Here is a 24,930-nt window from a genome sequence, read left to right as displayed (position 1 = left end):
GCCATGCCCACGGTCTCGGTGTTGTGGCGCGCCGCGGCCCCCTCGGGGATGAACGGTGTTAGCAAAGCCACAAGGCAGGCGTCCACCCTTTCGATGAGGTCGTTGCGGCGCTGGTTCAGGCCGTCGATGCGCCGCTTGCAGTCGGCGATGACCTCGGGGCCGACATCGGTGCGCCGGGCCTGGTCCTCCACATGCCACAGGCGGAAGTTGGCCAGGTGCTGGCTGGCGGCCAGGGCGCGCAGCACGCCCAGGTCCGCCGCCGGGGCGGGTTCGGCCGCGGGCCCGGCGTCGGGCGGCTCGGCCGTGTGCCACCCGGCCACCTGGGGCTCCTGGGCGTCGATGATCGCCCGCACGCAGGCCGCCAGCTCGCGGGGGCCTTGGGCCGGGGCGGGGCCCGGGGCGGGGCTGGTCGCAGAAATCGGGGTCATGGCAGCACCTCGCGGCTGACGAGCAGATAGACGCTGGCCGGGTCCTTGATGTGCCCGGCGAAGTATTCGACATCGGGGCCGTCGCCGCAGTAGTAGTCGAGCCGGTGGCCCTTGATGGCGCCGCCGGTGTCCTGGGCCAGGGCCAGCCCCGCCACGCGCAGGGCCGGGCCGCCGGGGGCCTCGGGCGGCAGCGTGGCCTCCAGGGCCAGCACGGCGCCCAGGGGCACGAGTCCCGGGTCTGTAGCGACGCTCACGCGCGGCGTCAACAGTTTCCCCATTGCCCCGTAGGGCCCGGCGTCGCCCAGGCGGAAGAAGACGTAGCTCGGGTTGGTGGCCAGCAGCTCGGGTGTGCGCCCGGGGTTGGCGGCCAGGAACTCGCGGATGGCCTTCATGCTCATGCCCTCGGCGGGCAGCAGGCCGCGCTCGATGAGCACCCGGCCCAGGCTCACATACTGGTGGCCGTTTTTGCCCGCGTAGAGCACATGGCGCACCCCGCCGTCGGGAAAGCGCAGGATGCCCGAGCCCTGGATGTGCAGGAAGAAGGCGTCCACCGGGTCGTGGACCCAGGCCAGCTCCAGGCCCTGCCCGGCCAGGGCGCCGTCCTGGTCGATGGCCGCGCGCGTGGGCGGGGGCAGCACGCGCCCGTCGCGCACGAGGCAGGTCAGCCGCTGCCCGGCCCAGCGCGGGTGGAACCGCCCGAGGTCGACCTCCTGGAGCTCCGGCGGGCGGGCGTAGAGCGGATGGCGGTGCCGCTCGTCGGCCACGGGGCTGGCGTCCAGGTGCGGGGCGTAGTAGCCGGTCATGAGCGGCCGGGGCGCCAGACGCAGCCAGGCGAAACGCCGGGCCAGCAGTCCGGGGTCGGCGTCCAGTTCGGGCAGCGCGCCGAGCAGTTCCTCCAGGGTCCGGCGCAGGTCGCCCCAGGTCAGGGCCAGCCCCTCCTCGCGCAGGACCACCGTGTCCTGGGGCTTGACGCGCACATACGCGAGGCTACGCTCCAGGGCCGGGGCCAGCTCCGCCCAGGACCCCAGGCGCTGGGACGCCGGGGACAGCTCCCGGGCCAGCCCGCGCGCCGCGCCCTCGTCCAGGCGGGTCCAGGTCCGGGCGGGGCCGCAGGCGGCCAGGGCCGCCAGCAGGGCCAGGCCGCAAAAAATCACGACGATGCGACGCAGGGTCATGGCTCCATCCGGTGGGTTGCGGTTGCGCCGGGCGCCCGGGCGGACGCGGCTACTCGATGACGCCCTTGGCCCGCAGGCGCGAGACGTAGGTGGTGATGCCGGCGTCGGCGAGCTTGATCCCCGCCGGGGAGCGGCGCACGCGGACCTCGTCCCCGGCGTCCAGGGCCACGGCGCCCTGCCCGTCCAGGGTCAGGAAGACCTCGGTGCCCGCGTCCTCCACGCCGACGCGCAGCTCCGCCGTACCCGGCAGGACCATCGGCTTGAAATTGCTCAGGAAGGGACAGATGGGCGTCACGGTGAACACCGCCAGGGACGGGTGTACGATGGGCCCGCCCGAGGAAATGGAATAGGCCGTGGAGCCCGTGGGCGTGGCGACCACCAGCCCGTCGGCCCGCAGCCGCCCCAGGCACTCGCCGTCCAGGGCCAGGGTCAGGTGCAGCAGGCGGGCCAGGGCGCCGCGGTTGACCACCAGGTCGTTGACCACCGCGCCCGAGGCGACCACCGCGCCGCCGCGCCGGACATCCCAGGCCAGCCCCAGGCGCTCGCACCAGGGGATGCCCCGGTCCAGCAGCCGGGCCAGGGGCTCCTCCCAGCCCTCGGGGGCCAGCTCGGTCAAAAAGCCCAGGCGGCCCATGTTCAGCCCGAGCAGCGGCGCGCGCCCGGCCACCTCGCGGGCCACGCTGATCATGGTCCCGTCGCCGCCCAGCACGAGCACCAGGTCGCAGCCGTCGACGGGCAGCCCCGGGCCGCCCTGCCCGGCGCGGTGCTCGGCCACGCGGGGGCGGGCCCCCCTGGCGCGCAGCCAGCTGGCAATGGTTCCGGCCAGGGCCGGAGCCTCGGCGTGCCCGGATTTGGTCACGAGCAGAACGGTCTGGGTGGTCGTGGACATGGGCCCCTTCTCTAGCGCATGGCGCGCGGCAATTCAAGGTGCCCGCAGGCATGGCGCGGCCCAGGGGGATAAAATAGCTGCGCATGCCAGCGGTTTCCGGATATCCGGCCCGGGGCGCGACAAATTCGTCCCGGACCCTAAAGAAAGTCTCCCCGGTTGCCGATAAGTAACGTGAGAGGAAACCATCTTGAGCGCAGCACGCCCACTGGAAACGCAAAGAATGCTCCGGACCTACGCTCGCCAGCTCACGAGCGCGCGCCGCCTGGCGCGGTTCCGGCGTTCCCTGCCCGGGGCCCTGCCGCAGGACGAAACCCTACGCCAGGCCAAGCGGCGGCTGCTCGTGGAACAGGTTTCCAGGGAGATTGTCGAGAACCTTGTGGTCACCGGAAGTGAGAACCAGACGGTCCAGGACATCCTTGGCACCCTAAACGGCGAATTCGGTGAGCGGTTCCGGTTCCAGTACCCGCCAGCGAGCATCGACCTGCAGGTGTTCAGGACCACGGACCACGGCGCGCAGGAGATCACCGGCGCCGAAAAACAGGCCGTTTTCAAGCGGCTGTGGGAGATCACCCTGGACAAGGTGAACGACACGATGCTCTGAGGTTTCGGAGCAGGGGAGAACGACTATGGCAATGGAAATCACGGGGCTTATCGGCAGCCTCAAGGGCTACGGACGGGTGGACAAGCCCGAACCGGCCTCGCGCAGGGACAAGGGCGCCAAGGCGTCTTCCGGACAGGGCGACAGCGTCACCCTGTCCGGCGAGGCCAGGCTGGTGGGCAGCGCCATGAGCGCCGCCCAGCAGGCCCCCGACGTGCGCCGCCAGAAGGTCGAGGAACTCAAGGCCCTGGTGGAGTCGGGCCAGTACAAGCCCGACGTGCGCAAGACCGCCGCCAAGCTCGTCGAGGAAGACCTCGAGCTGCTGCTCTAGCCGGGCCGCCCCGTGCGCCACGGCTCCGCAGGCCGCCTAGCCCCCCGCCCGACCGGCGGCCAGGGGCTCGGCGGCTTCCTGTTCCTCGCCCGCCCGGGCCTGGGCCCCCACCAGAAACCGGCTGGGGAGCTTGGAGTCCACCTGCGGCACCTGCAATCCGATGCGCGCCTCGTGGTTGACCAGGATGGGCCCCATGAGGTTCAGCGCCGTATCCTCGGGCCGGCCCTTGGGAATGCTCACCGTGACCAACACCGCGAGCTGGCGGATGTTGTCCAGCTTCAGTATCTTCTGCTCCGCCGTGCCCAGCTTCACGTTGTAGTCCGCGATGAAGCAGAACGGGTCGGCCACCATGAGCCCCAGCTCGGGGCGGTCCAGGCTTTGCAGGATGAGGAACGGGGAATCCTGGCGCAATTGCAGCAGGGTGAATTCCTTGCAGTCCTCGAAACCGATGAGCCCACGGGGGAAGCGGATCACCCGGTCCATGTCCACAGCCAGGTTGCCCAAGCGGGTCCGCACCTTCTGCGCTACTTCTCTTTTTGCCATAACCGTGTCGCCGCCAGGAGGTCCTGGTCCGTGAGTTGCAAGGCCATCTTGTTCTGCTCCTGCACGCGCAGGTAGATCTCCTCCCGGTAGACAGGCATATCGTCGGGCACTTCCAGTCCGATCTTGATCTGCTTGCCCTGCACCGAGAGCACCGTAAGTTTTATGTCGTCGCCGAGGTAGATGCTCTCCCCGGGTCTTCGCGTCAGTATGAGCATTGTGTTTCCATCGCTTTCCTTGCTTGCTTTGCGCCGCGTCCTGCGTGCGCGCTACATGAAGTTCGCCAGGCTCAGGCGCATGACCATGGACGAGGACCGCAGCACGGTCTCGTAGACGATCTGCTGGTTGGCGAGCTTGGTCATCAGTTCGGCCAGGTCCGCGTCCTCCACTTCGGACATCCGCTCCTTCTCGTTCAGCTGCATGGTTTCCAGGACGCCGTCGGCCACGGCCAGCCTGTTCTCCAGCGCGCCCACGCGGGCCGCGCTGTTCATGAGGTGCTGGCCGATGGGCGTGATGGCCGCCAGGGCCTCCTGGCAGCCCTGCTGGTTGTTGGTTTCCAGGTAGCCCACAAGCTTGCCGATCTGGTCGAACATGTTCACGCCGTCGGGCAGCCCGGAAACCAGGCCCGGCGTCCCGGTGGAGGGGTCGGCGTAGATGCCGCCGAAGATGTCCTTGCCCACGCTGTTGATGGGCAGGCTCTCCCCGGGGGCCACCTCCAGGGATATGTTCGCCGTGCGCGGGCGGATGACGAACTGCTGACCCGCGGCCAGCAGGTTGCCGCCGCCGGAGTCGGACAGGGTCATGGTCCCGCCGGGCACGACCAGGGTCAGGTTCGCCGGATCGCCCGAGCCGTCGGTGGACAGGCCGGTGACCCAGTTGGCCCCGCCGTCCGTGCTGTAGGAATAGCGTACCGGGTTGCCGCCCAGGGTGGTGTCGTTGTCGATGCGCACAGTGATGTTGCGGTCGAACAGGCCGCTCGCCGCGACGTTCAGGGAGCTGGCCCCGAGCTTGTCCACGGTGACGGCGTCGTTGTCGTCGCCCTGGTAGACGGCGGTGGGGCGCACCCAGAGCCAGGTGCCGTTGCCGTTGCTGCCGCTCACGGAGGGGTCGTGCTGGGTCACGGCCGTTCCGGCCTGGAGGCCGAGCTGCACCGAGCCCAGGTCGAGCTGGGTGGCGCCGGCGGCCAGGGTGCCGGTGGCAAAGGTCTGGCCGCCGTCGGCGGAGTACTCGTAGGTCAGGGCGTCGGTGCCCACCGTGCCCGCCGAGGTGAAGCGCACCAGGACCGTCTTTTGCGTGGCCCCGGTGATGGTGAAATTCGTGCCCGCCGTGGAGCCGTCGTTGTCCGTGAGCCACAGGGCCTGCTCGTAGCTCTTGGTGTCGGTCTTGTGGCCGGAGAAGATGTACTTGTCCTCGTACTGGGTGTTGGCCAGCACGACGAGCTCCTCATAGAGCTGGCGGGCCTCGTAGCTGATCTGCTCGCGGTTGTCGGCGCTGACGGTGCCCGTGGCGCTTTGTTCGGCCAGGGTGCGCAGGCGGGTCAGGATCTCCTCCATGCGCGTCAGCTTGTTGTCGGCGAGGCTGAGCCAGCCCTTGGCCGTGCTCACGTTCTTGCGGTACTGGTCCAGGGCCGAGATGGTGTCGCGGTGGCCGAGCACGCGGGCCATGCCCACGGGGTTGTCCGAGGGCTTGTTGATGACCTTCTGGGTGGCGGACTGGATGTTCAGCTCCATGAGGTCCGCCAGGGAGCTGTTCAGGTTCCCGATGTACAGGTTGAACCTGTTGGAGTGGGTCACGCGCATGGCTGTCTCCGCCTAGTTCTTGATGGCCAGCAGGGTCTGGAGCATCCGGTCCGCCGCCGAGATGAGCTTGGCCGCGGCGGTGTAGGAATGCTGGAACTTGATGAGGCTGCTCATCTCCTCGTCCAGGCTCACGCCCGCGGTCTCCTGCTGGCGCGATTCCAGGTCCGAGGCCAGGGCCTCGTTGTAATCGTAGTTGAACTTGGCCGAGGCCGTGTCGCCGCCCACGGTGGTCACGATGCTGTTGAAATACTTGGCCAGGGTCTGGGAGGTCGGCCGTTCGGTGTGGATGTTGATGACCACCGACTTGTCCTTGAGCTCGGCGATGGCCTTGGCCGCCGTGTTGTCGCCGGTGTTGACCTCGCCCGCGCCGTTGACGTGGCCCGAGGCGATGTAGTCCAGGTCCGACTGGACCATGGTCGTCAACTCGATGTCCGCCGCCGTGGTGCCCTCGAAGAAGGTGTTCAGGCCCAGGGCCGCGGCCAGCCCCGCGGTGTCCGTTCCGAAGGCGAACTCGTAGCCGGAGTCGGCCGTGAGGCGCAGGCGGTTGTTCACGATGTCGGCGGTGACGAAGGTGCCCCAGGTATTGTTGATGGCGTCGGCGACGTCGGTCAGGGAGTGCGACTGGGGGTCGAACATGGCCCCGCCGCCGAAGTCCAGCGGCCCGAAGGACGCCCCCGAGGCCAGGGCCCCGGTGCTGGAATCGTAGAAGAACATTTGCAGGTTGCCCTGCTGGAGCCGGTCGGCCCAGACCAGGCCGGAGCTGTTGCTGCCCAGGGGCGCCGTGGCGGAGTCCACGCCGTAGGTGCCGACCATGTTGGTGTGCTTCTGGGTGCCCGCGCCCTGGCTGTGCAGCCGGTTGACCTCCCAGACGAAGGACTTGGCGAAGCCGTCGAGCTTGTCGACATAGCTGCCGATGTTCTCGTCGCGGAACTGGAAGTAGCCCGCGAGGCTGCCCCCGGTGAGCCGCCGGGTGTTGTCGGCCCCGTTGGCGAACTGCTGCGGGGTGATGTTCATGGGCGTGGAGGTCGTCTTGTACCAGTACAGGCCCTTCTTGGGCACGATGGTGAAGCTGTCGCCCACGGCGAGGTTTCCGGCGGGGTCGGCGGTGGCGTCGGCCTTGTCCCCGAACCAGACGTTCAGGTCGCCGATGCGCATCCGGCCCTCGTCGGGCCGCGCGGCGAAATGCAGCTCGGCGCCCGTGTCGTCGGTCATCCAGGTCTTGCCGCCGTCCAGCGACACGCGGAACTGCGCCGCCGTGCCGCCCATAGCCACATCGCCGGGCTGGACGACCTCCAGGGTGTACTCGAAATCGTCGCCGCCCTCGAAGTAGACATCGCCGTCGAAGGTCGAATCCGTGGTCAGTTCCTGGATGCTCTTGGGGCTTTCGAAGGCCAGCTTGTAGGTCTGCACCCCGTCCACGAGCACATGCCCGGCCTTGGTCATGACCGTCAGGTTGCCGCCGCCGTTGTCCACATATTCCACGTCCAGATAGCCCGCCAGCTCGCGCACGAGCTTGTCGCGCCGATCGAAGAGGCTGTTGGCGTTGTTCTGCCCGGGCACGTCGGAGGTCTGGATCTGGAGGTTGACCTCGGCGATCTGCTTGATGATGTCGTTGGCCGCGTCCACCTCCTGGGCGATGAATTCGTCCATCTGCACCTGCATGCGGCGCATGTCCTCGGCCACGGTGTGGATGGCCGAGAGCAGGGTCTGGCTGTTGCCAAGGAGCGCCTCGCGCGAGGCGTTGAGCTCGGGGTGGGTGGCCAGGTCCTGCCAGTCCTTCCAGAACTGGGCTATGGCCGCGTTGATGCCCTCGGTCTGGCTTTCGTTGAACAGGCTGTCCAGGGCGCGCATGTTCTGGTACACGGCGTCCCAGCGGCGCTGGCTGGACACCTTGTCCACATACTGCTGCTCCACGAAGGAGTTGAAATGGCGGATGACCTCGACGGTCTTGACCCCGGTGCCGATCTGGCCCGGGGTCTTGTCGATGGCGTACTGCTCCTCCAGGCGCACCGACTGGCGCGCGTAGCCCGGCGTGTTGACGTTGGCGATGTTGTTGCCCGCGACGCCGATGGCCGACTGCGAGGCGAACAACGCGCCCTTGCCGATGTCGAGGATGGTGTTCAGCCCGACCATCTATGACCTCCCGCGGAACAGGGCGGCCTCGGGGTGGCCGGAGGCGGCCACGCGGCCCCGCTGGGAATAGGTGGCGTTGCCCTTGGGCTGGATCTGGCGGTGCAGGAAATCGAGCATGTTGCGGCTCTGCTCGGCCAGGGCCAGGGCCAGGTGGGCGTTCTTCTCGGCCTGCACGGCGCAGCGCTGCTCCAGGGTGTCCACGCGCTCCAGGGTTCCGGCCAGGGGCGCCCCTGCCGCGCCCAGGGTTTCCAGCAGGTCCGCCAGGGACCTCGCCCCGGGCTCGGCGGCCTTGATCTGCCGGCGCAGGGCCACGCGCTCGGCGGCCAGCTGGCGCAAAAGCTCCTGGATGGAGAACTCGCAGCCCGTCACGGCCTTGGGGTCGCGCCCGGTCAAGAGGGAAAATTCTTCCTCCAGGAGCCCGAGGAGCACTCCCAGTCCCTTCTCCTGCCGTCCCACGTTCTCCATGAGTCTTTCGAGCATCGCCCCTACTCCGACATGCTGGTATTTGTCCCGGAAAGCCCGGCCTGCAACCGTTCCATGACCTCAAGGGGATTTTCCGCCCTGTCCTCGCGCCTGACTTCGAAGTGCAGGTGGGCATCCGAGGTCCGTCCCGTCGTGCCCACTTCTGCAATTTTGCTGCCAGCCCGGACCGTCTGGCCCTCGGACACCAGGTTCACCCGGTTGTGGCCGTAGTGGCTGCGCCATCCGCCGGGATGCTCCAGGACGACCATGTTGCCGAAGCGGCCCCGCTGCCCGGCAAAAACTACCTTGCCGTCCCAGCAGGCGGCCACGGGGTCGCCCTCGGCGGCCGCGATATCCAGGCCGGGGTGCCACTGCTGGGCCCCGGTGACCTTGTCCGTACGCCAGCCGTAGCCCGACAGCACCTCGCCCTGGACGGGCCAGTGCATGGCCCCGGGCGCCCCGCTCCGGCCCGGGGCGGACGCGGCGGCCACGGCCTCAGGAGCGGCGGCCGGAGCGGCCACGGCCTCAGGAGCGGCGGACGCGGCGGCCTCAGGCGCGGCGGAAGGGGCGGCGGGGGCCGCGGCGGCCTCAGGAGCGGCCACGGGCGCGGCGGCCGTGGCGGCGCCCTCCCCGCGCTCCAGGCGGATGCGCGTGGCCAGGGCCGTGACCTGCTGCATGATCTGCGGCCCGGTGCCCACGGCGTCGCGCAGCCCGATGTCCGTGTCCGCCAGCGGATCGAAGCGCGGCTCGGTGCGCGGGGCCAGGGGCTGGCGGCGGTCGGCGGCGTCCAGGGGCCGCAGGGCCTCGGCCTCGGCCAGGGACTTCACCTGCGTCCCGCCGTGCAGGGGCATGGGCTGCGCGTGCAGCGGCCCCAGGGCCGCCTCGGCGCGCACGGGGGCGCCGCCCGCCGAGCGCACCAGCTGCTCGCGCAGCTCGCGATGGAGCATCTCGCCCAGGCCGATGCCCCCGGCTTCGGACATCTTCCTGGACAGCTCCTCGTCGAACATGGAGAGGTACATCTCCTCCTCGCGGCTGTGCAGGTAGCCCTCCTTGGGCACGGTCTGGCGCATCTGGCGCCACAGCTGCTGGATGAACATGGCCTCGAAGCCCTGGGTGGCCTCGCGCAGCTTGTGTTCCTGCTGCCCTGCGGGCGCCAGGCCCTCGCGCAGCCGGTCCATTGAGAGCTTGCGGCGGACCTCCTCGGTCCGGCCCTGGTCCAGGGCGCCCTGCAGGTCGATCTTGGGTCCGAGCATGCTACATGACCTCCAGTTCCGCGTGCAGCGCCCCGGCGGCCTTGAGGGACTTGAGGATGGAAATCAGGTCGCGCGGGGTGGCGCCGATGGCGTTCAGGCCGTCGATGAGCTCCTGGAGCGTGGCGCCCTCCATCATGACCAGGTTGTTGCGGTCCTCGCTGACGTTGACGTCGGTCTTGGCGGTGGCCACGGTCTGCCCGCTGCTGAAGGGCCCGGGCTGGGACACGTCGGCGCTCTCCTGGACCACGATCTGCAGGTTGCCGTGGGCCACGGCCACGCGCGTCAGGCGCACGTTGCGCCCAAGGACCACCGTTCCGGTCTTCTCGTCCACAACCACCCGCGCCTTGCCGTCGGGGGTGACCTCCAGATTCTCCAGGCTGGCCATGAGCGGCACCAGGTTGCCCCGGAACTCCTGGGGCACCGAGAGGCGGATGGTGGTGATGTCCTCGGCGCGGGCGAAGTCCTGGCCGAGGGTGTTGTTGATGGAGTCCACCACGTTCATGGTCGTGGTGAAGTCGGCCATGTTCATGTTCAGGGTCAGCTCGTCCTGGGCGTTGTACTGGAAGGGCACGCCGCGCTCCACCGTGGCGCCGTTGGGGATGCTGCCCACGGTGGTGATGTTCTTCTGGGCCGTGGCTGCGGCGCCCTGGGCCGAAATGCCGCCCAGGGCCAGGGGCCCCTGGGCCAGGGCGTAGACGTTGCCGTCCACCCCGCGCAGGGGCGTGAGCAGCAGGACCCCGCCCAGCAGGCTCTGGGAGTCGCCCAGGGAGGAGACGGTCACGTCCAGGCTTGTGCCCGGCCGCGCCGAGACGGGCATCTTGGCCGTGACCATCACAGCCGCCACGTTCTTGGGCTTCAGCTTGGACTTGTCCACGGCCACGCCCATCTTCTCCAGCATGCTGGCCACGGACTGCACGGTGAACTGCGAGCCGCTCTTGTCGCCCGTGCCCGACAGGCCGACCACCAGCCCGTAGCCCACGAGCTGGTTGGCGCGCACCCCGCCGAAGGTGGCCACGTCCTTCAGGCGCACGGCCCAGGCGCTGGCGGGCAGCAGCACGAGCACGGCCAGGGCCAGGGCCGCCAGGCGGGCCCCCGGGCCGGGACGCGGAACGGAAATCTGCGAAACGATGGGCATGTGCCTTCTCCTTGGCGGACGCTAGAACGGCCAGATATTGTCCAGGATGCGCGTCATCCAGCCCGGGCGCTGCTTGTCGGCCAGCACGCCCTGGCCGTAGTACTCGATCTTGGCGTCGGCCATGTGCGTGGAGGCGATGGTGTTGGCGGGGCTGATGTCCTGGGCGCGCACAAGCCCGCGCACCACGAGCACCTGGGTCTCGTTGTTGACCTTGACCTCGCGGGCGCCCTCGACCTCCAGCAGCCCGCCGGGCATCACGCGCACCACGCGCGCGGCCAGGGTGGCCGACACGTTGGACTCGCGCTTGGTCTCGCCGGTGCCCTCGAAGGTGCTGGCGGACTTGGCGCCGATCATCGGCGTTGTGCCGACCTTGCCGACCATGCCCAGGCCGGGGCCGAAGGGCAGGATGCGCGCGTCGTTCTTGTCGAACCAGTTGGTGATGCCCATCTCCACGCTGGAGGTGCGGTCGGAAGTGGTGTCGGCCTTGTTGGTGGCCTTGGCCACCTCCACGATCTCGACGATGACCACGTCGCCCACGTTGCGCGCGCGGGTGTCGCCGTAGAGGTAATTGGCGTCGGCGGGGTTGAACAGCGAGCCGGGGTTGTCCTGGGGGGCCGGGGCCTCGGCCACGGGCGGGGTCAGCACCGGGGTCGGCACCCGCGTGTCGCTGGAGGGGGCGCAGCCCGCCAGGGCCACAAGCGCCAGGGCGGCGAGGGAATACATCTTCATATGCTGGCTCCTTGGGCGGGTGCGCCTAGCGCACCACGACCGTTTCGGCGTCCCGGATCTCGGCGACGAGTTCGCGTTTGCTGTCCTTGTTGCGCACGGGGATGGAGTCGCCCAGGGCGCCGTCGGCCAGGGCCTCCACCTGGGCCCGCAACTGCACGTTGCGGCCCTGGTAGACCAGGGTCAAAATATCGCCGCGGCTGACCAGGGGCACGTCGTCCAGGTTGGTCTTGTAGATGACCTCGCCGGTGCCCATGGGCCGCACGGCGCGCAGGCCGAAGCGCCGTCCGTCCCAGGGCTCGCCGCGCAGGTAGGCCGCGTTCTTGCGCATGAAGGTGACCTTGTCGGGGGTCAGCTCGTCGCGCGGGTTGATGGGCCGCGCGGCGCAGGCCACGCTGAGCCACTGGTCCAGGAACACCGTGGCGCCGTACTTGCGCACGGTGACCTGGGCGGGGTTGACCTCGCGCAGCAGCAGCGACACCCGCCCCGGGCCGAAGCCCCCGGCCACGTCGGCCGCCAGCGTGTTCTGGGCGTCGCCGAGAAACACCTGCGCGGGCAGACGGAAATCGCGCAGGGCGACCTCCCCGCGCATGCCCGACACCCGGGCCGTCAGCGCCTCGGTGACCAGGGCGCGCAGCTCGGCCTCGCCCAGCAGCCGCCCCCCGCGCTGGACCACCAGCGGCCCCGACACCACGCACAGCTGGGCCAGGTCGCCCAGGTGGAAGCGCAGCAGGCTGGCCACCTTGTTGCGCGCTATGTTCTGCTGCTCGCCGTCCCGGGCCGGGGCCGGCCACAGGGGCGTGGCGGCCAGGGTCCGCCAGTGCTCCTCGGGCAGGTCGCCCACGGGGCGGGCGATGTCGCCAAGGAGCACAGTCTCGCCTCCGGCCACGGCCGCAGGGGCCACCGCCAGGCGCCACGAGGCCTGGATGGTCCCGGCGTGGGCCACCGAAAGCAGCAGCACGGCCAGGAGCGCGGCGGCCGCGCCCAGGACGGCCAGCCCGGGGGCGAAGCGCCCGAGCCTGTCCACGGCCATGCGGCATTGCAAGCAGGTCATGTCCTGTCCTCCCCGGCCTAGCGCTTGAGCTGGTTGGCCGTCTGGAGCATGGCGTCGGAGGTCTGCACGGCCTTGGAGTTGATCTCGTAGGCCCGCTGCCCGACGATCATGGCCACCATTTCGTCGACGATCTCCACGTTGGACATCTCCAGGAAGCCCTGGGCGATGGTCCCGAAGTTCTCCTCGCCGGGCACGCCCTCGGTGGCCGCGCCCGAGGCCTCGGTCTCCGAATACAGGTTCTTGCCCGCGGCCTTGAGCCCGGCGGGGTTGATGAAGGTGTAGACGGGGATGTCCGCCGAGGCCAGCTCGGTGCCGTCCTTGTCCAGGGCCGCGATGTGCCCCGACTCGGTGACCACGACGTTGGCCGTCTCCACCGGCACGGTGAACTCGGGCTGGAGCACATAGCCGTTGGCCGTGACCACCCGGCCCTCGTTGTCCAGCTTGAAGGCGCCGGCGCGGGTGTAGGCCATCTCGCCGTTGACATCGACCTGGAAGAAGCCGTCGCCCTCGATGACCATGTCCAGGGGGTTGCCCGTGTTCTGGAAGTCGCCCTGGGTGAAGAACTTGTGCACCGTGGTCGGCTTGACGCCCATGCCGACCTGCATCCCGGTGGGGATCAGGTTCCCGGCCTCGGTGGGCGATCCGGCGATCTTCATGCTCTGGTACATCAGGTCCTCGAACTCGGCCCGGCTCTTCTTGAAACCGATGGTGTTCACGTTGGCCAGGTTGTTGGAAATCACGTCGATGTTGAGCTGCTGGGCGACCATGCCGGTGGCGGCGGTCCAACGGGAGCGCATCATGGCTGGGTGTCCTCCTTACTTGTCGCGGCCGACCTGTTCGATGGCCTTGCTGTCGGTGTCCCGGGTGTTGGTGATGATCTTCTGGTAGGCCTCGAAGGCGCGGTGGGTCTCGATCATATTGACCATCTCCGTGACCACCTCGACGTTGGGCATTTCCAGGTAGCCCTGCTCCACCATCGTGTCCGGCACGGCCGTCTCCGCCGCCGCGCCCGGGGTGCGGATCCTGAAATAGGTGTGCCCGACCTTCTCCATGACCAGCGGATTGTCCACGCCGACCACCGTCAGCGCGTCGACAACGGCGCCGTCCACGATGATCTCGCCCGCGCCGTTGATGGTCGGCCGGGCGCCCTCGGGCAGCTCGATGGGGCCGCCCACGCCGAGCACGGCGTCGCCGTTGCCGTTGACGAGCTGGCCCGCCGCGTTGACATGGAAGGCGCCTGCGCGGGTGTAGAGGTCCTCGCCCTCGGGCGTGCGGACCTTGAAAAAGCCCTCGCCCGAAAGGGCCACGTCCAGGTCGTTGCCCGTCTGCTTCAGGCTGCCCTGGTCGAAGTCGATCTGCGACACGGCGATACGCGGCTTGGCGTAGTGGTCCGGGTCGGGAAACAGCGGGCGCGACTTCAGGTTGAAGACCGGCTCGCGGATGTCGTCGTGCGCGAAACGGATGAAGACATCCTTGAAGGCCATCCGGTCGCGCTTGTAGCCCGTGGTGTTCACGTTCGCCAAATTATTGGCGACGACGTTGAGGCGATGTTCCTGGGTCAGGGCCCCGAACATGGCGCTGTACATGCTTTCCTGCATCGTCCAGACCCTCCGTGGGGTTTTGCTCTGCCGCAAGGAAAGCAAAGACCGCGCCAACCGGAACCGAACTAAAAATACCATTGTTTTACATGATATTATGCTCGCGAGGCCGCCAGAGGACAGGCGTCAGCGGGCCGCCCCGGGCGGCGGCCGCCCCCCGGGACAGGCGGCCCCGGCCCGGCCCGCAGGCGCCAGGGGGCCTCTCCAAAAGAAAAAATGTTGACAACCGGGCACTGTTTGTTAGAGAAGGTCGTTCGCGACGCCGGGAGGCCCCGGCACGGCGCACATGCGGGTGTAACTCAGTGGTAGAGTGTCAGCTTCCCAAGCTGAAGGTCGCGAGTTCGAATCTCGTCGCCCGCTCCAAATAACCTTTTACCCTCTCGCATCTCCTGGAAGATGATTCGAGTGGACCCCGGGGTCCACTTTTTTATTAAGGATTTCAGGCATGAACGAAGACCGTATCCGCAAGTCCCTCGAAGAGCTCATCGCCCCAATGGCCCAGGCCATGGGCCTGACCCTGTGGGGCGTGGAACTCACGGGCGGACACGGGCGCGGCGTGGTGCGCGTCTACCTCGACTCCGAGACGGGCGTCACCGTGGACCAGTGCGCCGAGCTGTCGCGCGACCTGTCCGTGGCCCTGGATGTCGAGGACATCGTCCCCGGGAGCTATTACCTTGAAGTCTCCTCCCCGGGGCTGGACCGGCCCTTCTTCTCGCCGCAGCAGATGCGCGGCCACGAGGGGTCCGAGGTCCAGGCGACCCTGCGCGGCCCGGTGGACGGCCGGCGCAGGTTCCAGGGCAGGCTCGCCGCCGTGGAGGCCGACGGGTTCGTGATCGAAGAGAACGGGCAGTCCGTGCGCATCGCCTGGAGCGATGTGAAAAAGGTCGCCCTGCGCTACGAATTCCCCGCCAAGGGGCAGAAGGCTTAACGTCCAAGCGACGGCCCGCCCGGGCTCGGATGCGACTGGAGGCATATCATGGGCATGGAACTGAAAAAGGCCATCGACCAGATCAGCAAGGACAAGGGCATCGACCGCGAAATGCTCGTCGACACCCTTGAGGAGGCCGTGCGCTCGTCCGTGCTGCGCAAGTACGGCGAGGACATGGACGTCGAGGTCAGCTACAACGACGACCAGGGCGAGATCGAGGTCTACCAGTTCAAGGCCGTGGTGGAGACGGTGGAGAATCCGGCCATCGAGATTTCGCTGGAGGACGCCCGCGCCTCCGACCCCGGGGCGCAGATCGACGACGAACTGGGCTTTCGCCTGAGCATCGAGGACCTGGGGCGCATCGCCGCCCAGTCGGCCAAGCAGGTCATCATCCAGCGCATGCGCGACGCCGAGCAGGAAATCATCTACGAGGAATACAAGGACCGCGTGGGTGAGATCGTCTCGGGCATCATCCAGCGCCGCGACAAGACGGGCTGGATCATCAACCTCGGGCGCACCGAGGCCCTGCTGCCCAAGGAGGAGCAGATCCCCCGCGAGCGCTACAAGCGCGGCGACCGGGTGCAGGCCTACCTCATCGACGTGCGCCGCGAGGGCCGCGGCCCGCAGGTCATCGTGTCGCGCTCGCACCCCGACTACATGATCGCGCTGTTCAAGCGCGAGGTGCCCGAGGTGGCCGACGCCACGGTGAGCATCCTGGGCGTCGCGCGCGACCCGGGCAGCCGCGCCAAGGTCGCCGTGACCTCCCACGACCGCGACGTGGACCCCGTGGGCGCCTGCGTCGGCATCCGCGGCTCGCGCATCCAGAACGTGGTCCAGGAGCTGCGCGGCGAGCGTATCGACATCGTGGTCTGGAGCCCGGACGTGGCCACCTACGCGGTCAACGCCCTGTCCCCCGCCGTGATCACCCGCATCACCGTGGACGAGGACGAGCAGATGCTCGAAGTGGTGGTCCCCGACAGCCAGCTGACCCTGGCCATCGGCCGCAAGGGGCAGAACGTGAAGCTGGCCTCCAAGCTCCTGGGCTGGAAGATCGACATCTTCACCGAAAGCCGCTACGGCGAACTGCACGCCGAGTTGCAGACCCTGGAGCAGATCGCCAGCGTGGCCGAAATTTCCGTGGACCGGCTCCTGGCCTCCGGCTTCGACACCATGGAGAAGCTGGACAACGCCACCGACGAGGAACTCCTGGAGATCGATTCCATCACCGAGAACCGCATCGGCGACATCCGTTCGGCCATCAACCTGCTGCGCTCCTTCCGGGTCGCCCCCCCTGAGGAGGGCGAAGAGGACGAGGACGAGGACGACGGCGAGGGCCAGGACACGGCCCCGGCCGGGGACGAAGCCGGGAAGCCCGGGGACGGCGAGGCCTAGGCCCGGGCACGAGCCGGAGCGCGAAGACAAAAGCGTGGCCAAGCCATGACGCGGGAAGACACGGGCCAGGGGCCGATCCGCAGGTGCGTGATCTGCGGAGCCCGGCTGCCCAAGGGCGCCATGACGCGCTACGTCTGCCCCGGCGGGGGCGGCGGGCAGCCGGTGCCCGACCCGGAGCAAAGCCTGCCGGGGCGCGGCTTCTACTGCTGCCGGGCGCCGCAGTGCGAGCGAGATTTTGGGAAATACAAGGGCTGGCGGAAGAAATGCCAAGGGGAACAACGTGGTAGATAGCAAGCTTCGGGTTAAGGACATCGCAGCGGAACTCGGGATCGGCAACAAGGACGTCATGCAGGCGTGCCGCGATCTCGATATTCCGGTGAAAAGCCACATGAGCACCCTCGAGGACGAGGAGGTCGGCCAGATCCGCGCTCATGTGCACAAGGCCGCCAAGGCGACCGAGGTCGTGCTCAAGGAAGTGCAGCCGGGCATGGTCGTCCGCCGCCGCCGCAAGACCGTGCGCGGCGGGGCACGCCCCGCCGCCCAGGAGCCCGAAGCGGACGAGCCCCGGGACGAGCGGCCCGCGGCCGAAGCCGCGGACGCCGCCGACGTTTCCGAGACGCCCGAGACCGAGGAGCGCAAGGCTCCCGGGCAGCCCCGCCCCGCCCGCAAGGCCCGGACCGTGCGTGAAACGCCCAAGGCCCGCATCATCTCCGCTGCCGAAGTGCGCAAGGCCGAAGACGAACCGGCCCCCGCGCCCGTGGCCGAAGCCCCCGAAGCCCCCGAGGCCCAGGCTCCCGCCGACGCCGCGCCCCAGGCCCAGGCTCCCGAAGCGCCTGCGGCCGACCAGGCGCCCGGGCAGCAGGACGCCGCCGAGGTCGTGGCCGGGCCCGAGGCCGAGGCCCCCGCGCAGGACGAGCCGTCCGCCGGGGAAGCCCAGGACGCCGAAGCGGCGGAGGAATCCGGCGCCCAGGCTGGCGACGCGCCCGCGCAGGCCCCCGAGGCCCCCGAGGCCGAGGAGACCGGCGATGCCGGGGCGGAGGACGCCGAGGCTTCCGGTGAGCCGCGCAAGAAAAAGAAGAAGAAGATCGTCGTCACCCCCAAGGTGCGCATCATTTCCCGTCCCGATCCGAGCCAGGCCGCCCCGGCGCCCGAGCCGCCCCAGGAGCGCCAGCGCCCCGTGCTGCGCCTGCGCGGCCAGGGTGCGCCCGCGCCCGGCGGCCCAGGCGGTCCGGGCCGTCCCGGCGGCTATGCCGGGCCTTCCGGCCCCTCCGGCCCCTCCGGTCCCGACGCCCCCTCCGGCGATTCCGGCGACGCCAGCAAGAAGCGCCGCAAGAAGGACCGCCGCGTGGTGGACTTCTCCTACAAGGAGGACGTGCCCAAGGGCTTTGACCGGAACAAGAAGGGCAAGAAGGGCCGCCGCGACCGGCGCGGCTTCGAGATCCCCGAGCCGCAGAACACGCAGCCCATCAAGGCCGCCAAGCGCAAGGTGCGCATCGAGGACGCCATCCGCCTGGCCGACCTGGCCAAGAGCATGGGCGTCAAGGCCCAGGCCCTGATCAAGGTGCTCTTCGCCCAGTTCGGGCTGATGGCGACCATCAACCAGGCCCTGGACTACGACACCGCCGCCCTGGTGGCGGCCGAGTTCGGCTACGAGGTGGAAAAGGTCGGCTTCTCCGAGGAGGAATACCTCGCGCCCAAGGACGACGACAGCCCCGAGACCCTGGAGCCCCGCGCCCCGGTGGTGACCATCATGGGCCACGTCGACCACGGCAAGACCTCGCTGCTCGACGCCATCCGCAAGTCCAAGGTCGCCTCGGGCGAGGCGGGCGGCATCACCCAGCACATCGGCGCCTACGACGTGACCACCCCGCGCGGCAAGATCGTGTTCCTGGACACCCCGGGCCACGCGGCCTTCACGGCCATGCGCGCTCGCGGCGCCCAGGTGACGGACATCGTCATCCTGGTGGTCGCCGCCGACGACGGCGTCATGGAGCAGACCCGCGAGGCCATCAGCCACTCCAAGGCCGCCGGTGTGCCGATCATCGTGGCCGTGAACAAGATGGACAAGCCCGAGGCCAACCCCGAGCGCGTCATGCGCGAGCTGGCCGAGCAGGGCCTCTCCTCCGAGGAATGGGGCGGCGACACCATCTTCGTCAACGTGTCGGCCAAGGCCGGGACGAACCTGGACACCCTGCTGGAAATGGTCCTGCTCCAGGCCGAGGTGCTGGAGCTCAAGGCCAACCCCGCCAAGGCCGCCCAGGGCCACATCGTGGAGGCCAGGCTGGACAAGGGCCGCGGCCCGGTGGCCACGGTGCTCATCACCGCGGGCACCCTGCGCCAGGGCGACAGCTTCGTGTGCGGCACGCAAAACGGCAAGGTCCGCGCCATGTTCAACGACCAGGGTCGCAAGCTCAAGGAGGCCGGTCCGGCCACCCCCGTGGAGGTCCAGGGCTTCGAGGGCATCCCCCAGGCGGGCGACCTGTTCGTGTGCGTGGAGGACGAGAAGGTCGCCCGGCGCATCGCGGGCAACCGCCAGCTCAAGGAGCGCGAGCGCACCCTGGCCCGCGAATCCCGCGTGACCCTGGAGAGCTTCATGGCCTCCAGGCCCGGCGCCGAGGCCATGAACCTGAACCTCGTGCTCAAGGCCGACGTGCAGGGCTCCCTGGAAGCCATCGTGGACGCCCTGAAGAAGCTGTCCACCGACGCCGTGAAGGTCAACGTCATCCACGGCGGCGCCGGGGCCATCACCGAGTCGGACATCCTGCTGGCGGCGGCCTCCGAGGCCATCGTCGTGGGCTTCAACGTCCGGCCCACGGCCAAGATCAAGGAAGTCGCGGACCACGAGAACGTGGACGTGCGCTTCTACGACATCATCTACAAGCTGGTCAGCGACGTGAAGGACGCCATGACCGGCATGCTGGCCCCCGTGATCTCCGAGAAGTACCTGGGCCAGGCCGAGGTGCGCGAAACCTTCAGCATCCCCAAGGTCGGAACCATCGCGGGCTGCTATGTGGTGGACGGAGAACTGCGGCGCAACGCCAAGGTCCGCCTGCTGCGCGACGGCGTGGTGGTCTACACCGGCTCGCTCTCCTCCCTCAAGCGCTTCAAGGACGACGCCAAGGAGGTCCGCCGCGGCTACGAGTGCGGCGCGGCCCTGGACAAGTTCAACGACGTGAAGGTCGGCGACGTGATCGAGGCCTTCGAGGAAGTGGAAACCGCCGCGACTTTGGATTAATCTGGACCTGACGGCCCCGGGCGACCCCGCCCGGGGCCGCCCGGCGGGCCCATGATCATCGGCGTGCTCACCCTGACCTTCCGCCTGCACGGCAACCGCAGCCTCAAGGGCAAGCGGCAGGTGGCGGCCAGCCTCAAGCAGAAGTTGCGCAACAGCTTCAACGTGGCCGTGAGCGAGATCGCCCGCCAGGACGACCTCGGAACCCTGGCCCTGGCCGTGGTCACCGTGGGGCCCGATTCGCGGGTGGTCCAAAGCCGCCTGGACAAGGCCCTCATGCACGCCCAGGCCGCCACCTCCGAGGAGCTGGCCGACTCGGGCATCGAACTGTTCTCCGCCGACGGAGCCGACGCCGACCCCGGCGCGCCCCAGGACTGGAACTGATTTTCCCAGGAGCCCCCATGCACCCTTCCGGCTCACGCCGCGCCCACAGGATAGCCGACCAGATCATGCGCGAGGTCTCCGAGATGCTCGCCCTCGAGGTGGCCGACCCCCGGCTGGCCATGATCACCGTAAGCGGGGCGCGCATGAACAAGGACCTGTCCATCGCCGAGGTGCTCTACTCCGCCCCCGCCGGGGCGGACCTGGACGCCGTGCGCGCCGGGCTGGACAAGGCCGCCAACTTCCTGCGCGGCGGCCTGGGCAAGCGCCTGAAGACCAAGTTCATCCCCCGGCTGGTCTTCGTGCACGACGACTACCTGGAGGAGATGGTGTATGGAAAAGGCCCTCAAGCAGGTTAGCGCCGCGCTCACCGGCGGCGAAACCTTCCTGGTGGCCGCCCACACCGGGCCCGACGGCGACGCCATCGGCTCGACCTATGCCCTTGGCCACCTGTTGGTGCGCCTGGGCAAGCAGGTTGCGCTGTACAACGCCAGCGGCCTGCCCGGGCAGTTCGACTGGCTGACGCCGCCCGCGCCGCTCTCCGACGAGCTGCCCGAAGGCCCCTTCGACTGGATCATCGCCCTGGACTGCGGCGACCGCGCGCGCCTGGGCGACGCCCTGGCCCAGCGCTTCGGCACCCAGGGGACAATCAACATAGACCACCACCTGGGCAACCCCGGCTACGCGCAGATCAACTGGGTGCAGACGCGGTTCTCCTCGGTGGGCGAGATGGTCGCCCGGCTGGCCGCCGACCTGGGGGTGCCCCTGTCCGGCGCCCTGGGCGAGGCCGTCTACCTGGCCATGATCACCGACACGGGCTATTTCAGCTACGGCAACACCCACCCCGAGACCCTGGAACTGGCCGCGGAAATCCTGCGCCAGGGCCTGGACCCCGAGGATTTCAACGCCAAGCTCCAGAACCAGTGGACCCTGGGGCGCGTCCAGCTCTGGGCCCGGGTGCTCGACACCGCCGAGCTGCATTTCGGCGGCGCCGTGGGCGTGATCCGCATCACCGCCGCCATGTTCGAGGCCACGGGCACCCAGAGCGCCGACACCGACGGCGTGGTCAACTACATCCGGCGCATCCGGGGCGTGCGGGCCGCCGTGTGCCTGCGCGAGGACGAGCCGGAACTGACCAAGGTCAGCCTGCGCTCGTGGGGCAACGTCAACGTGCAGGCCGTGGCCGCCGAGCTTGGCGGCGGCGGGCACCGCAACGCCGCCGGGTGCGTGGTGGCCGCGCCCCTGGCCGAGGCCCAGGCCCTGGTGCTCGAAGCGGCCGGGCGCGTGCTGGGGCTGGCCTAGCGTGGGCCGCAGCCGCAAGCGCAGCGCCGCCCAGCTGGACGGCGTTCTCGTGCTGGACAAACCCTGCGGTCCGACCTCGGCGGGCTGCCTGGCGACCATCCGCCGGGCCCTGAACCAGGGCAAGATCGGCCACGCCGGAACCCTGGATCCCCTGGCCACCGGGGTCCTGCTGGTGCTGCTTGGCCACGGCACCAAGCTGGCGCCCTTTTTGACCGACGGGCCCAAGACCTATGTGGGCGAGCTGCGCCTGGGCGTGCGAACCGATACATACGATGTCCAGGGCACGGTGGTCGCGGAAAAGCCGTTTGACCATCTGTCCCCCGCCGATGTAGAACAGGCTGTTCTCGACTGGGGCGCCCTCGCCGAGCAGGAGGTGCCCCCGGTTTCGGCTGCCAAGCACGAGGGCAAGCCGCTGTATGCCTTGGCGCGCGCGGGCAGGGATGTGCCCGTGAAGGTCAAGGCCGTTGAAATTTACCGCGTGCAGGTGCTGGAAACGGCTCTGCCGCTGGTACGCTTCCGGGTGACGGTAAGCGCCGGAACCTATGTACGATCCCTGGTCCACAGCTTGGGGATGCGACTTGGGTGCGGCGCCATGCTTACCGCCCTGACCCGGGAGCGATGCCATCCGTTCGGCCTCGATCAGGCCCACGGCCTGGAGGAAGTGGTCGGCGATCCCGGGGGATTCCCCGGACGGGTGATCCCGTTGCGCCGCGCCCTGCCCCACTGGCCGCTGGCGCCCCTGACAGGGGAGCAGGCCGAAGCGGTGCGCAACGGGACGTGGCTCCCGGTCGCCCAGGTTCCCGTCGCCGGGACCGCGGGCCAGCCGGGCGAACGCGTCATGCTTGCCGCACCCGACGGCACGCCGCTGGCCCTGGCCGAGGCGAAGAACCGCGATGGCAGCGTGTACTGGTCCATCCTGCGGGGCCTTTGGTAGCCCCACCGCCGCTCACGGCACACAAAAACGGAGGATAACGCTGTGGTCATGACCGCCGACGACAAGGCAAAGGTTATCGAAGAGTACAAGCTCGCAGACAAGGACACCGGTTCCCCCGAGGTCCAGGTTGCGCTGCTCACGCACCGCATCCAGTATCTGACCGAGCACTTCAAGGTGCACGCCAAGGACTTCCACTCGCGCACCGGCCTGCTCAAGCTGGTCGGCCAGCGCCGGAAGCTCCTGAACTACCTGAAGAAAAAGGACGTCCAGCGCTACCGCGATCTCATCGCGCGCCTGGGCCTGCGCAAGTAGCTTGAGCCGGGGGCTTCCCGCCCGGGGAGCCCCCGCCCCTTTGAAGGCGACCGCTGTGAGGTTGCGACGATGCGGCGTCCCGCCACCCGGACGCCCCACCCTCCCAACTTTACAGCCAGGGTCCTTCAAAGGGGGTTTGCGGCGCTGCGCCGCACAACCGTCTTACCCCAAGAGGACTTCATGAAACTCGAATTCAACCCCTCCCGCACAACGGCGTCCGTGGCGGGCCACGAGATCACCTTCGAGACAGGCAAGCTGGCCAAGCAGGCCCACGGGGCCGTCTGGGTCCAGTGCGGCGGCACGGTGGTGCTGGTCACCGCCGTGACCCAGCCCCTGCCCGAGGACAAAGGCTTCTTCCCCCTGACCGTGGAATACAAGGAGCTGGCTTACGCCGCCGGGCGCATCCCGGGCAGCTTCTTCCGCCGCGAAATCGGCCGCCCCAGCGAGCGCGAGATCCTCGTCTGCCGGCTCATCGACCGCCCGCACCGCCCGCTTTTCCCCGAGGGCTTCCGCGACGAGGTCCAGATCATCGCCCAGGTCCACAGCGCCGACGACGCCATTGACCCCGACGTGCTGGCCATCTGCGGCACCTCGGCGGCGCTGCATATCTCCAAGATCCCCTTCCAGGGCCCCATCGCCGGTTGCCGCGTGGGCTATGTGAACAAGCAGTTCGTCTTCAACCCGACCTACGCCGAGGTCGAGGCCAGCGAGCTGAACATCGTGGTCGCGGGCACCAGGGACGCCGTGGTCATGGTCGAGGGCATGGCCAGCTTCGCCCCCGAGGCGCTCATCGCCGACGCCATCGAGTGGGGCCACCAGCAGATGCAGCCCCTGCTGGCCGCGCAGGAGGAACTGCGCGCCGCCTGCGGCGCCCCCAAGATCGAAATCTGCCCCCCGCAGGCGGACGCCGAGTTGCAGGCCGCCGTCGAGGAGCTGGCCACCCCGGGCCTGAAGCAGGCCCTGGCCATCCGCACCAAGAAGGAGCGCTACGCCGCCAAGGACGCCGTGAAGGACAGCGTGAAGCAGGCCCTGGCCGAGCGTTTCGGCGACGAGGCCCCCGCGCGGCTGAAGCCCCTGGGCGACATGCTCAAGGACATCACCAAGCGCGTGGTGCGCGAGCGCATCCGGACCGAGCGCACCCGCATCGACGGGCGCGGGCTGGACGAGGTGCGGCCCCTGGGCATCGAAGTGGGCGTGCTGCCGCGCACCCACGGCTCGGCGCTGTTCAGCCGCGGCGAAACCCAGGCCCTGGTCACCGCCACCCTGGGCTCCACGCGCGACGAGCAGCGCACCGACTCGCTCATGGGCGATGACGTGAAGCGCTTCATGCTGCACTACAACTTCCCGCCCTACTGCGTGGGCGAGGTGAAGATGATGCGCGGCCCGTCGCGGCGCGACATCGGCCACGGCACCCTGGCCCTGCGCGCCATCACGCCCATCCTGCCCGACCAGGAGAAGTTCCCCTTCACCCTGCGCGTGGTCTCCGAGATCCTGGAGTCCAACGGCTCCTCGTCCATGGCCACCGTGTGCGGCGCCTCCCTGGCGCTGATGGACGCGGGCGTGCCCGTTTCCCACGCCATCGCGGGCGTGGCCATGGGCCTCATCCAGGAGGGCGACGAATACCTCGTGCTCACGGACATCCTCGGCGACGAGGACGCCCTGGGCGACATGGACTTCAAGGTCGCGGGCTCCAAGGACGGCGTCACCGCCATCCAGATGGACATCAAGATCGCCGGCATCCCCCCGGAGGTGCTGCGCAGCGCCCTGGCCCAGGCCCGGCAGGGCCGCCTGCACATCCTCGAAGGCATGGACGGGGTCATCGCCGCGTCCCGCCCCGAGCTCTCGCCCCTGGCGCCGCAGCTCGAGGTCGTCCACGTCAACCCCGAGAAGATCCGCTCGGTCATCGGCCCCGGCGGCAAGAACATCAAGGCCATCACCGCCGCCACCAACGCCTCCATCGACATCGACGACAGCGGCAGCGTGATGATCTTCGCGCCCAACTCCGAGTCCATGGCCCTGGCCAAGGAGATGGTCCTCTACCACGACCAGACCCCCGACGTGGGCCGCAACTACGACGGCCGGGTCACCAAGGTCATTGACTGCGGCGCGGTGGTGGAGATCCTGCCCGGCGTGGACGGGCTGGTGCACATCTCCCAGCTGGCCGAGGAGCGCGTGGAAAACGTCACCGACGTGGTCAAGCTCGGCGACAACGTGCGCGTGAAGGTGCTTGAAGTGGAGCCCACGGGCCGCGTGCGCCTGTCGCGCAAGGCCGTGCAGATGGAAGAGCGCGGCGTGGAGGTCGACCTGGCCGACTTCGCCAAGACCTCG

Annotated in this window: 26 protein-coding genes and 1 tRNA gene; 13 read left to right on the top strand and 14 right to left on the bottom strand. The window is 69.1% G+C overall.

Features of this window, described 5'->3' with window-relative positions:
• From M0P34_RS02230 to M0P34_RS02220, 3 genes are all read right to left on the bottom strand, one after another.
• Positions 1-428: DUF4254 domain-containing protein (locus tag M0P34_RS02230; protein ID WP_291495905.1), on the bottom strand; the 428-nt coding region annotated here is incomplete at its 3' end.
• Entirely contained in the window at positions 425-1,603 is a 1,179-nt protein-coding gene (locus M0P34_RS02225) for an MltA domain-containing protein (RefSeq protein WP_291495903.1), read from the bottom strand. The genes M0P34_RS02230 and M0P34_RS02225, both read right to left, overlap by 4 nt.
• 49 nt (positions 1,604-1,652) lie before the next feature.
• Positions 1,653-2,492: an NAD(+)/NADH kinase gene (locus tag M0P34_RS02220; protein ID WP_291495901.1), complete on the bottom strand. Its 840-nt coding sequence runs from the start codon at positions 2,490-2,492 to the stop codon at positions 1,653-1,655.
• Between the two features lie 187 nt (positions 2,493-2,679).
• On the opposite strand from M0P34_RS02220, the gene M0P34_RS02215 reads away from it, so the two are divergent.
• Both M0P34_RS02215 and flgM read left to right on the top strand, forming a co-directional pair.
• Entirely contained in the window at positions 2,680-3,093 is a 414-nt protein-coding gene (locus M0P34_RS02215) for a DVU0524 family FlgM-associated protein (RefSeq protein ID WP_366061830.1), read from the top strand.
• Positions 3,094-3,118: 25 nt separating this feature from the next.
• Entirely contained in the window at positions 3,119-3,421 is a 303-nt protein-coding gene (gene flgM, locus M0P34_RS02210; RefSeq protein WP_291495897.1) for a flagellar biosynthesis anti-sigma factor FlgM, read from the top strand.
• A 36-nt stretch (positions 3,422-3,457) separates the two neighbouring features.
• Here flgM and fliW read toward each other — a convergent pair whose 3' ends face one another.
• From fliW to flgF, 11 genes are read right to left on the bottom strand one after another with little or no spacing between them, the layout of a single operon-like run.
• Entirely contained in the window at positions 3,458-3,964 is a 507-nt protein-coding gene (gene fliW, locus M0P34_RS02205) for a flagellar assembly protein FliW (RefSeq protein ID WP_291495895.1), read from the bottom strand.
• Entirely contained in the window at positions 3,946-4,179 is a 234-nt protein-coding gene (csrA, locus tag M0P34_RS02200; protein ID WP_291495893.1) for a carbon storage regulator CsrA, read from the bottom strand. The genes fliW and csrA overlap by 19 nt, the downstream gene beginning before the upstream one ends.
• Positions 4,180-4,230: 51 nt before the next feature.
• Positions 4,231-5,760, bottom strand: coding sequence for a flagellar hook-associated protein FlgL (gene flgL, locus M0P34_RS02195; protein ID WP_291495891.1), 1,530 nt, complete (start codon positions 5,758-5,760; stop codon positions 4,231-4,233).
• A gap of 12 nt (positions 5,761-5,772) precedes the next feature.
• Positions 5,773-7,893 carry a flagellar hook-associated protein FlgK gene (gene flgK, locus M0P34_RS02190; protein ID WP_291495884.1) on the bottom strand — a complete coding sequence of 707 codons (2,121 nt, stop codon included), beginning with the start codon at positions 7,891-7,893 and terminating at the stop codon, positions 5,773-5,775.
• Positions 7,894-8,373, bottom strand: coding sequence for a flagellar export chaperone FlgN (gene flgN / locus M0P34_RS02185; protein ID WP_291495882.1), 480 nt, complete (start codon positions 8,371-8,373; stop codon positions 7,894-7,896). It lies immediately after the preceding gene.
• A 5-nt stretch (positions 8,374-8,378) separates the two neighbouring features.
• Positions 8,379-9,608, bottom strand: coding sequence for a peptidoglycan DD-metalloendopeptidase family protein (locus tag M0P34_RS02180; RefSeq protein ID WP_291495880.1), 1,230 nt, complete (start codon positions 9,606-9,608; stop codon positions 8,379-8,381).
• Position 9,609: 1 nt separating this feature from the next.
• The gene (locus M0P34_RS02175; protein WP_291495878.1) at positions 9,610-10,743 is read right to left on the bottom strand and encodes a flagellar basal body P-ring protein FlgI; all 1,134 of its coding nucleotides are present in this window, start codon (positions 10,741-10,743) and stop codon (positions 9,610-9,612) included.
• A gap of 21 nt (positions 10,744-10,764) precedes the next feature.
• Positions 10,765-11,472 carry a flagellar basal body L-ring protein FlgH gene (locus tag M0P34_RS02170; RefSeq protein ID WP_291495876.1) on the bottom strand — a complete coding sequence of 236 codons (708 nt, stop codon included), beginning with the start codon at positions 11,470-11,472 and terminating at the stop codon, positions 10,765-10,767.
• 25 nt (positions 11,473-11,497) lie between these two features.
• Entirely contained in the window at positions 11,498-12,523 is a 1,026-nt protein-coding gene (gene flgA, locus M0P34_RS02165; RefSeq protein ID WP_291495874.1) for a flagellar basal body P-ring formation chaperone FlgA, read from the bottom strand.
• 17 nt (positions 12,524-12,540) lie between these two features.
• A complete protein-coding gene (gene flgG / locus M0P34_RS02160; protein ID WP_291495872.1) occupies positions 12,541-13,323 on the bottom strand; it encodes a flagellar basal-body rod protein FlgG in 783 nt (260 codons plus the stop codon).
• A 15-nt stretch (positions 13,324-13,338) separates the two neighbouring features.
• Complete coding sequence (gene flgF / locus M0P34_RS02155; protein WP_291495870.1) at positions 13,339-14,121, bottom strand: flagellar basal-body rod protein FlgF; 783 nt, start codon at positions 14,119-14,121, stop codon at positions 13,339-13,341.
• A 288-nt stretch (positions 14,122-14,409) separates the two neighbouring features.
• Between flgF and M0P34_RS02150 the strand changes: the two genes are divergently transcribed.
• The 11 genes from M0P34_RS02150 to pnp all read left to right on the top strand — a co-directional run.
• Positions 14,410-14,484: transfer RNA gene (locus M0P34_RS02150), tRNA-Gly, on the top strand.
• 82 nt (positions 14,485-14,566) lie between these two features.
• Positions 14,567-15,049, top strand: a complete 483-nt coding sequence (gene rimP, locus M0P34_RS02145) for a ribosome maturation factor RimP (protein WP_291495868.1) — start codon at positions 14,567-14,569, stop codon at positions 15,047-15,049.
• Positions 15,050-15,097: 48 nt separating this feature from the next.
• Entirely contained in the window at positions 15,098-16,441 is a 1,344-nt protein-coding gene (gene nusA / locus M0P34_RS02140) for a transcription termination factor NusA (protein WP_291495866.1), read from the top strand.
• A 45-nt stretch (positions 16,442-16,486) separates the two neighbouring features.
• Entirely contained in the window at positions 16,487-16,732 is a 246-nt protein-coding gene (locus M0P34_RS02135) for a YlxR family protein (protein ID WP_291495864.1), read from the top strand.
• Positions 16,722-19,676, top strand: coding sequence for a translation initiation factor IF-2 (infB, locus tag M0P34_RS02130; protein WP_291495862.1), 2,955 nt, complete (start codon positions 16,722-16,724; stop codon positions 19,674-19,676). Before M0P34_RS02135 ends, infB begins: the two co-directional genes overlap by 11 nt.
• Before the next feature lie 51 nt (positions 19,677-19,727).
• Entirely contained in the window at positions 19,728-20,057 is a 330-nt protein-coding gene (locus M0P34_RS02125) for a DUF503 domain-containing protein (RefSeq protein WP_291495861.1), read from the top strand.
• 17 nt (positions 20,058-20,074) lie between these two features.
• A complete protein-coding gene (gene rbfA / locus M0P34_RS02120) occupies positions 20,075-20,413 on the top strand; it encodes a 30S ribosome-binding factor RbfA (protein WP_291495859.1) in 339 nt (112 codons plus the stop codon).
• Positions 20,388-21,356, top strand: a complete 969-nt coding sequence (locus tag M0P34_RS02115) for a bifunctional oligoribonuclease/PAP phosphatase NrnA (protein WP_291495856.1) — start codon at positions 20,388-20,390, stop codon at positions 21,354-21,356. The genes rbfA and M0P34_RS02115 overlap by 26 nt, the downstream gene beginning before the upstream one ends.
• 1 nt (position 21,357) lies before the next feature.
• Complete coding sequence (truB, locus tag M0P34_RS02110) at positions 21,358-22,290, top strand: tRNA pseudouridine(55) synthase TruB (RefSeq protein WP_291495854.1); 933 nt, start codon at positions 21,358-21,360, stop codon at positions 22,288-22,290.
• Positions 22,291-22,332: 42 nt separating this feature from the next.
• Entirely contained in the window at positions 22,333-22,602 is a 270-nt protein-coding gene (gene rpsO / locus M0P34_RS02105; RefSeq protein WP_291495852.1) for a 30S ribosomal protein S15, read from the top strand.
• A gap of 180 nt (positions 22,603-22,782) precedes the next feature.
• Positions 22,783-24,930: polyribonucleotide nucleotidyltransferase (pnp, locus tag M0P34_RS02100; RefSeq protein ID WP_291495850.1), on the top strand; the 2,148-nt coding region annotated here is incomplete at its 3' end.

The organism is Desulfocurvus sp. (assembly GCF_023230885.1).
Taxonomy (GTDB): Bacteria; Desulfobacterota; Desulfovibrionia; order Desulfovibrionales; family Desulfovibrionaceae; genus Desulfocurvus.
This window is presented reverse-complemented; position numbering and strand designations above follow the sequence as displayed.

Excerpts from the sequence above, each read along its gene's own strand:
- M0P34_RS02225 (WP_291495903.1), bottom strand. The coding sequence starts at position 1,603 with ATGACCCTGCGTCGCATCGTCGTGATTTTTTGCGGCCTGGCCCTGCTG.
- M0P34_RS02220 (WP_291495901.1), bottom strand. The coding sequence starts at position 2,492 with ATGTCCACGACCACCCAGACCGTTCTGCTCGTGACCAAATCCGGGCAC.
- flgM (WP_291495897.1), top strand. The coding sequence starts at position 3,119 with ATGGCAATGGAAATCACGGGGCTTATCGGCAGCCTCAAGGGCTACGGA.
- fliW (WP_291495895.1), bottom strand. The coding sequence starts at position 3,964 with ATGGCAAAAAGAGAAGTAGCGCAGAAGGTGCGGACCCGCTTGGGCAAC.
- csrA (WP_291495893.1), bottom strand. The coding sequence starts at position 4,179 with ATGCTCATACTGACGCGAAGACCCGGGGAGAGCATCTACCTCGGCGAC.
- flgL (WP_291495891.1), bottom strand. The coding sequence starts at position 5,760 with ATGCGCGTGACCCACTCCAACAGGTTCAACCTGTACATCGGGAACCTG.
- flgK (WP_291495884.1), bottom strand. The coding sequence starts at position 7,893 with ATGGTCGGGCTGAACACCATCCTCGACATCGGCAAGGGCGCGTTGTTC.
- flgN (WP_291495882.1), bottom strand. The coding sequence starts at position 8,373 with ATGCTCGAAAGACTCATGGAGAACGTGGGACGGCAGGAGAAGGGACTG.
- M0P34_RS02180 (WP_291495880.1), bottom strand. The coding sequence starts at position 9,608 with ATGCTCGGACCCAAGATCGACCTGCAGGGCGCCCTGGACCAGGGCCGG.
- M0P34_RS02175 (WP_291495878.1), bottom strand. The coding sequence starts at position 10,743 with ATGCCCATCGTTTCGCAGATTTCCGTTCCGCGTCCCGGCCCGGGGGCC.
- M0P34_RS02170 (WP_291495876.1), bottom strand. The coding sequence starts at position 11,472 with ATGAAGATGTATTCCCTCGCCGCCCTGGCGCTTGTGGCCCTGGCGGGC.
- flgA (WP_291495874.1), bottom strand. The coding sequence starts at position 12,523 with ATGACCTGCTTGCAATGCCGCATGGCCGTGGACAGGCTCGGGCGCTTC.
- flgG (WP_291495872.1), bottom strand. The coding sequence starts at position 13,323 with ATGATGCGCTCCCGTTGGACCGCCGCCACCGGCATGGTCGCCCAGCAG.
- flgF (WP_291495870.1), bottom strand. The coding sequence starts at position 14,121 with ATGCAGGAAAGCATGTACAGCGCCATGTTCGGGGCCCTGACCCAGGAA.
- rimP (WP_291495868.1), top strand. The coding sequence starts at position 14,567 with ATGAACGAAGACCGTATCCGCAAGTCCCTCGAAGAGCTCATCGCCCCA.
- nusA (WP_291495866.1), top strand. The coding sequence starts at position 15,098 with ATGGGCATGGAACTGAAAAAGGCCATCGACCAGATCAGCAAGGACAAG.
- M0P34_RS02135 (WP_291495864.1), top strand. The coding sequence starts at position 16,487 with ATGACGCGGGAAGACACGGGCCAGGGGCCGATCCGCAGGTGCGTGATC.
- M0P34_RS02125 (WP_291495861.1), top strand. The coding sequence starts at position 19,728 with ATGATCATCGGCGTGCTCACCCTGACCTTCCGCCTGCACGGCAACCGC.
- rbfA (WP_291495859.1), top strand. The coding sequence starts at position 20,075 with ATGCACCCTTCCGGCTCACGCCGCGCCCACAGGATAGCCGACCAGATC.
- M0P34_RS02115 (WP_291495856.1), top strand. The coding sequence starts at position 20,388 with ATGGAAAAGGCCCTCAAGCAGGTTAGCGCCGCGCTCACCGGCGGCGAA.